Raw genomic sequence first — 6,751 nt, 5'->3', positions numbered from 1 at the left:
AACGGTCAGCGTCTGAACCAGACCTACCCCGAGTTGGTGGAGGCCCTGCTGGCGCAGCGCTGCGACGACTTCGTCCTGGACGGCGAGGTGGTGGCCTTCGACGGTCCGCGGACCAGCTTCCGACGCCTGCAACAACGCATGCAGCGGCATGCCGACAGCCGTGACGAAACCGACGTGGCCGTATTTCTATATTTGTTCGACATCCCGAGCCTGCTCGGTCAAGACTGCCGCCGGCTGCCGCAGCGAACGCGCAAGGAGCTGCTGCGCCGCGCCATCGACTTTGCGGATCCGTTACGCTTCACGGCGCACCGCAACGACAACGGCGTGGAGCTGCTGCACGAGGCCTGCGAGCAGGGCTGGGAGGGCTTGATCGCCAAGCGGGCCGACGCCGGCTACGCCACGGGGCGCTCCGAGGACTGGCTCAAGCTGAAGTGCGAGCACCGCCAGGAGCTGGTCATTGGCGGCTTCACCGAGCCCCGTGGCAGCAGGGCCGGCTTCGGCGCATTAGTGGTGGGCTACTACGACAGCGACGACCTGGTCTGCGCCGGCAAGGTGGGCACGGGCTTCGACAACCAGACACTGCACGAGCTGCGCGCGGAGCTTGAAAAGCACGAGCGTGATGATCCGCCATTCACGCGCGGCGCGTTGCCAGATCACGGAGTACATTGGGTGACGCCGGCACTGGTGGTGGAAGTGGCCTTCTCCGAGTGGACACGGGACGGCCGGCTACGCCATCCCCGCTTCATCGGCCAGCGCCGGGATAAGTCGCCGCGCGCCGTTGTGCGCGAGGATACCGCACCAGCGCGGTGACGCGTCATCTTTGCCAGTACCGGTGAGCACCCGTGTCATTTGCCGATGCTTAGGGAAGCGCTGATTTATTAGTGCTTCCTGTGCGGGGCAGGAGGCCCCGCCATTTTCGGCGACGTAAGTCGCTGAAAATGAAGCGAAGCGGAAACCGCGTTTTCGCTTCGCGTGCTGAAAATGGGCAGGAAGCCCATTTTTCAGCGTCTCCTTAGGTGCATACGCCCCATTTAGAAGCTGCCGCCGCGGCGTCAGCCCTGAAGATTCTGGCCCAGGCATTGATGTGAACGTTGCAGATCCCAACGAAGGACCGATGCCACAACCGCTACTGCTCAACGAGTCACTCGCGCCCGCCGAAAAAGCGGGGGCGGCCCAATGAGCACCCATCCCATCGCCGACTATGCGCTGCTCTCGGATCGTCATGGGTCCGCCCTGGTATGTCGGAACGGCAGCGTGGACTGGCTCTGTCTACCGCGTTTCGATTCGCCGGCCCAGCTCGCCTGCCTGCTCGACGCAGATGCCGGACACTTTCGGGTTGTACCCCAGGACGTACACGCAATCAACCGGCGCTATCTGCCCGAATCGCTGGTGCTGGAAACCAGTTTCCGCTGTCGCAATGGCAGCGTGACGCTGCGCGATGCGCTGGCCATGGGCGCGGACGATCAGGTCAACACCTTGGGTTACGGCGCACCGCACCTGCTGCTGCGCGAGCTCGTCTGCACCGAGGGGAGTGTCAGCGTGGAGCTGGACTACCATCCCCGCCCCGAGTACGGCCTGATCCGCCCCCTGCTGGAGCCGGCTACTGGTGGCCTGCTGACCCGCGGCGGCGCCTCCATGCTGCGATTATCGGGCAACGCGGACTGGTCCGTGGACGATTGCAGTGCCGGCGCCCGCCCAACGCTGCAGGCCGGCGATCGGCTGTGCCTGGCGCTGCAACACAGCGCCACCGCCGACGGCCCGCCGCCACCCCTGTCTGCGGACCAGATCAGCGACGCCCTCGATGCGACCCTCACGGCATGGCAGGCATGGTCCGACGCACACCAGCACTATGAAGGCCCATGGCGGGAGCTCGTCCGCCACAGCGGCCGGGTGCTTCAGGGCCTCGGCTACCAGCCGACGGGAGCCATCGTCGCCGCACCCACCAGTTCGCTCGCCACCTGCGTCGGCGGCAGCCGTAACTGGGACTATCGCTACAGCTGGGTCCGCGACGCGAGCCTCACACTGGACGCCCTCTGGGTCGCCGCCTGCCCCATGGAAGCGCATCGGTTCTTCGACTTCCTCGGCGCCACGGCCATGCTCCAGGTGCGCGAGCACGGCAACCTGCAAGTGGTCTTCGGCATAGAAGGCGAGCATGACCTGCACGAGCGGGAGCTGCCGCGCCTGCGCGGCTGGCGCGACAGCCGGCCGGTGCGTATCGGTAATGCCGCCTGGGCTCAAAGCCAGCTGGACGGGTACGGGAACGTGTTGCTGGCAGCCCATCGCCTGCGCGAGCAACTACCCCACTTGAGCGACGCCGCGCGACGCTTTCTCGCGGAGATCGCCGATGCCGCCGCCGCACGGTGGCGCGGGTGCGACCATGGCATCTGGGAGATTCGCGCCGAGCCCAAGCACTATCTGCACTCCAAGCTCATGTGCTGGGCCGCGCTGGATCGGGCGCTGGATCTCGCACCGGACCTGCTGCCCGCGGACGCAGCCAATGAGCGCATGGCCCGCTGGCGCCGGGCGCGGGAGGATATACGCACGGCGATCCTGAAGCAGGGCTGGAGCGATCGTGTTGGCGCCTTCACGCAGGCCTTCGGCGAGGACGCCCTGGACGCGGCCGCGCTGTTGATACCGATCGTGGGCTTTCTACCCGCCGACGATGCACGGGTGCTGGCAACGCTTGACGCAGTGGAGACGGCGCTCACAGACAGCGGCTTCGTCCGCCGCTACCGAGCCGATGACGGTCTGCCGGGGGCCGAGGGCGCCTTCCTGGTATGCACCTTCTGGCTTGCCCAGGCCCGGGCGATGGCAGGCCAGATCGAGGCGGCGGAGCGGCTGTTCGAGCGAGCCGCGGGCTGCGCGAATGATCTCGGCCTCCTCGCCGAGCAGGTGGACCCGGAGACAGGGGAGCTGCTCGGCAACTTCCCCCAGGCGTTCAGCCATATCGGGCTGGTGAACGCCGCCCAGGCCATCCACAACGCCCATGTAGGATAGCCCTGCCCCTCATGCTGAGCCTGCCGCTGATCCTTGCGCTGTCGGTCAGCCTCCGTGGTCGACAATCACCTGGAGATGCGCGGCTCGACACCTGACCGTTACACCGGGGGTCGAGTCGGTGCTAACGTGCCGGGCCACCCTCCTCACACAGGTGATGCCATGAACCCAGCTCCGCGCCGCGATCCGGCCAATGCCCGCCGCCAGCCACTGGCCATGGGGTGGCGGTGGCTCACGGCCTGCGGCCTCGCGGCACTGCTCCTACTGCCCACGGCGGGTATCGCGGTGGACGCGGACTTCGACGACGCCGCCATTATGCAGATCCGCTATCCGGACTGGTTCAAAGAGAGCTTTCTGGACCTGCCGGACGACGCCGCCATGGCGGCAGAGGCCGGCAAGCAGGGACTGTTTCTCTTCTTCAGCACCGAGGGCTGCTCCTACTGCCACCTGTTCATCGAGAAGAGCCTAGGTGACCCTGACATCGCTGAGCGCCTGCAGAGCAACTTCGACGCGCTGGGGCTCGAGATCTTCTCTGACGCCGAGCTGACGGACTTCGACGGTGAGACGACCCGTGTGAAGCAGTTCGCGCTGGACGAAGGAGTGCAGTTCGCGCCGACCTTCATGTTCTACGACACCGACGGCAGACCGCTGGTGAAGCTTACCGGCTACTATGGCCCGGAGCGATTCGCGCGGGTGCTGGATTATCTGGCCGACGGCCATTACGAGCGCGTCGGGCTGCGCGACTACTTGGCGCAGACCGAACCCGCCGCCGACGCCGCCGGCTGGACGCTGCCGCAGGACCCGCTGTTCGAGCCGCCACCCCATGCGCTCGCCCGCAGCGAGGCCATGCCGGCGGAACGCCCGCTGTTGGTCCTGTTCGAGGGCGAAGACTGCGAGCGCTGCCCACGCTTCCACGACGAGGTCCTGGGCGACGACGCCATCCGCGGCAAGCTCCGCGGTTTCGACGTGGTGCGTCTCGATGCCGGCGATGCCCAGACACCGGTGCTTACGCCCGGCGGCCAGCGCACCAACCCGCGGGACTGGTACGCAGCCCTCGGCTTCACCCAGCTGCCGGCCCTGGCCTTCTTCAGCGAGGACGGGCGGCGGGTGCTCGACACTGACGCCGTGGTGCTGAACAGCCGCATGCACAACAGCATCGGCTTCGTCACCGACCGCGTCTACGAACAGGGCTGGAACTACCAGCGCTATGCCCGCAGCCAGGCAATGAAGCGCGTGCAGGCCGAGGACGGGCGCGCGACATCCGCCGACTAACCCTTCGTGGCCCGAGTACGGGATCGATCATCGAACAAAGCGTGGAGGCGAGCCGCGGCTCAGCCAGCCCCGCCACGCCCGCGACGCACCCGCACCGCCTCCTCGCGCTCCAGCTCTTCCAGCGCGTTGTCGATGACGCCGAGTCGCTCGTCGATCTCCGGCAGCAGCACGTCCTCCAATGCCCGCGCACGGCGCGAGGTGCGCAGATACTCCACCCGCAGCCGCTCCAGGTTGCCGGTAAGCACCGCGAGCCTCGCGGCGAGCGGCATCAACGCGGAGAAGGCCTCGCGGCACGCGTCGCCCTCCGGACTCGCGATCGCACAGGTTCCAGCCGCGGTATCCGCGCCGGGGTCGGTATCTGAAAGAGCATCCGCATCGAGCTCAGCCGTCCCGCCGAAGCCGGCAACCTCCGAGCCGCGCACAGCCCGGGCCGCATCTTCCACCTCCATCGGCGTTTCGATCCGCACCCCGAGCACCGAACGTCTCGTGGTCGCGAATCCGCACGCGCCGGGGGCCGGCGGATAAACGGCCAACTCATCCAACCCATGACGCCCCACGGCCGCCCGCAGCGCATCGCGTGCCGTCTCCTCGGCGCGCCGCCAGCGCGTCATCGTGGCATCGTAGTCGCGCAGGTTGGCGAGGATCTCGCCGGCGAGGATCAGCCGCTTCTCGTCCAAGAAGCGATAGCCCTCCTGCATACCAACCCGCTCGGCCTTGAGCTCGAGATAGGCACTTTGGGTCGGGACCAGCTCGCGATCGGTCATTACGCTGCTCCCATGGTGCTGCTCCGGAACCCAGACCCGCCGCTGCCGAATCAGGCAGGGGCTGGCTCGGTGCTGACGGCCGCCGCTGCCTGCGCCGCCTGGGCCTGCTAGCCGGCGCGGCTCGAGCCACCTGCGCGCGGTGCCCGAATCTGCGCATCCGACAGCCGTGTCAGCTCCTGTTGCGGCAGCCCGCGCAGGGCCTGCCAGCCGGCCTCCATGCTCTGGTACAGGGTGCGGCGGCCGGATTGTGCGACGACCTCGGTCTCGAACCGTTCGCCGAAGGCGAGATACAGCCGGTCCGTCTCCGACAGGCCCTCCTCGCCGACGACGCTCGCCAGGATACGCGTCTGCTGCGCCTGGGCGTAGGCGGCATAGAGCTGGGCGGCCAGCGCCGGGTGGTCCGGATCCGTGAGCCCTTTGCCGGTACCGTCCTTCATCAAACGGGACAGACTCGGTAGGACTTTGATGGGTGGATACAGATCGCGGCGGTGCAGCTCCCGGTCCAGCACCAGCTGACCCTCGGTGATGTAACCGGTCAGGTCCGGAATGGGATGAGTGATGTCATCGTTGGGCATGGTCAGGATAGGCACCTGAGTCACGGAGCCCGGCACGCCCCGAATGCGCCCGGCGCGCTCGTACAGCGTCGCCAGGTCTGAGTACATGTAACCCGGGTAGCCCTTGCGGCTCGGCACCTCGCCGCGGCTGGCCGAGACCTCCCGCAGCGCCTCGCAGTAATTGGTGAGATCCGTCAGGATGACGAGCACATGCTTGCCTTCCTCGAAGGCCAGATACTCGGCCGCCGTCAACGCAAAGCGGGGCGTCAACAAGCGCTGCGCACTGGCATCTGAGGCCAGGTTCAGGAACAGCACCGTGCGCGCCAGTGCCCCGCTTTGCTCCAGGGAGCTGCGGAAGAACTCGGCACTGCCATGCGGGATGCCGATGCCGGCAAAAACGATGGCGAAGTCGTCGTCGTCGCGCACGTCCGCCCCCCCGCGCTCGCGCTGCGCCCCCGGCAGCCGCGCATTGCACGCGATATCCACGGCGATGCGGTCGTGCGGGAGCCCACCGCCGGAGAAAAGCGGCAGCTTCTGCCCGCGCACCAGGGAGTTCATCAGATCGATGGCCGTGAAGCCCGTCTCCAAAAACTCGCTCGGCGCCTGCCGGGCAGAGGGCTTGAGCGGCAGCCCGTCGACGCGAAACGCCTGCTCCGCCGCCAGCGGCGGCCCGCCGTCCAGGGGTTTACCAACCCCATTGAAGATCCGCCCCAACAGCCCCGGCCCGACATGGAACCGCAGCGGCTCGCCAAAGAAGCGCACCCGCGTGCCGTCGATGCGAAGCCCCGCCGTGTCGTCCAGCATCTCTACCGTGACGCTGTCCTCATCCAGCGCAGCGATACGCCCCAAGCGCACGGCACCGCCCACGTCTTCGACTTCAACGGCCTCATTCAGGCCCACGTCCACGCTGCGCCGCAGAAACAACAGCGGCCCGTCCACCCGGTTGGCGATGTCCTCGCCGGTCAGTCGTGCATACATCTCTGCCCTGCCCTGCCTCGCGCTGCGTCACCCGCCGACGGGGTCAGAAACCCCGGTGCGATACGGCAAGCGTAGTCCATCAGCAGAGTCTTATCCGTACCGCGAATCAAGGGCACCTCGAAAAATTCGAGGTGCCCGTGCGGGGCAGGATGCCCCGCCATTTTCGGCGACGTAAGTCGCTGAAAATGA

Annotated in this window: 5 protein-coding genes; 3 read left to right on the top strand and 2 right to left on the bottom strand. The window is 67.3% G+C overall.

Annotated elements, in window-relative coordinates; all coding sequences use genetic code 11:
* The 3 genes from ligD to I6U14_RS03515 form a co-directional block, all read left to right on the top strand.
* Positions 1–810: non-homologous end-joining DNA ligase (gene ligD, locus I6U14_RS03525; protein ID WP_296896924.1), on the top strand; the 810-nt coding region annotated here is incomplete at its 5' end.
* Between the two features lie 366 nt (positions 811–1,176).
* Positions 1,177–2,997, top strand: a complete 1,821-nt coding sequence (locus I6U14_RS03520; RefSeq protein ID WP_296896923.1) for a glycoside hydrolase family 15 protein — start codon at positions 1,177–1,179, stop codon at positions 2,995–2,997.
* Positions 2,998–3,156: 159 nt separating this feature from the next.
* Positions 3,157–4,266, top strand: a complete 1,110-nt coding sequence (locus I6U14_RS03515; protein ID WP_296896922.1) for a thioredoxin fold domain-containing protein — start codon at positions 3,157–3,159, stop codon at positions 4,264–4,266.
* Between the two features lie 59 nt (positions 4,267–4,325).
* On the opposite strand, the gene I6U14_RS03510 is transcribed toward I6U14_RS03515, so the two are convergent.
* Positions 4,326–5,030 (bottom strand): V-type ATP synthase subunit D, encoded by a 705-nt coding sequence (locus I6U14_RS03510; RefSeq protein WP_296896921.1) that lies wholly within the window; start codon positions 5,028–5,030, stop codon positions 4,326–4,328.
* 107 nt (positions 5,031–5,137) lie between these two features.
* Positions 5,138–6,562 (bottom strand): V-type ATP synthase subunit B, encoded by a 1,425-nt coding sequence (locus tag I6U14_RS03505; protein ID WP_296896920.1) that lies wholly within the window; start codon positions 6,560–6,562, stop codon positions 5,138–5,140.
* Positions 6,563–6,751 lie beyond the last annotated feature (189 nt).

Source organism: Thiohalocapsa sp. (genome assembly GCF_019695415.1).
Classification (GTDB): Bacteria; Pseudomonadota; Gammaproteobacteria; order Chromatiales; family Chromatiaceae; genus Thiohalocapsa.
The sequence above is the reverse complement of the archived record's forward strand: the minus strand, read 5'-3'. Positions and strand labels throughout refer to the sequence as shown.

What these genes read in the sequence shown, in the direction of transcription:
- I6U14_RS03520 (WP_296896923.1), top strand. Translation starts at nt 1,177, where the DNA reads ATGAGCACCCATCCCATCGCCGACTATGCGCTGCTCTCGGATCGTCAT.
- I6U14_RS03515 (WP_296896922.1), top strand. Translation starts at nt 3,157, where the DNA reads ATGAACCCAGCTCCGCGCCGCGATCCGGCCAATGCCCGCCGCCAGCCA.
- I6U14_RS03510 (WP_296896921.1), bottom strand. Translation starts at nt 5,030, where the DNA reads ATGACCGATCGCGAGCTGGTCCCGACCCAAAGTGCCTATCTCGAGCTC.
- I6U14_RS03505 (WP_296896920.1), bottom strand. Translation starts at nt 6,562, where the DNA reads ATGTATGCACGACTGACCGGCGAGGACATCGCCAACCGGGTGGACGGG.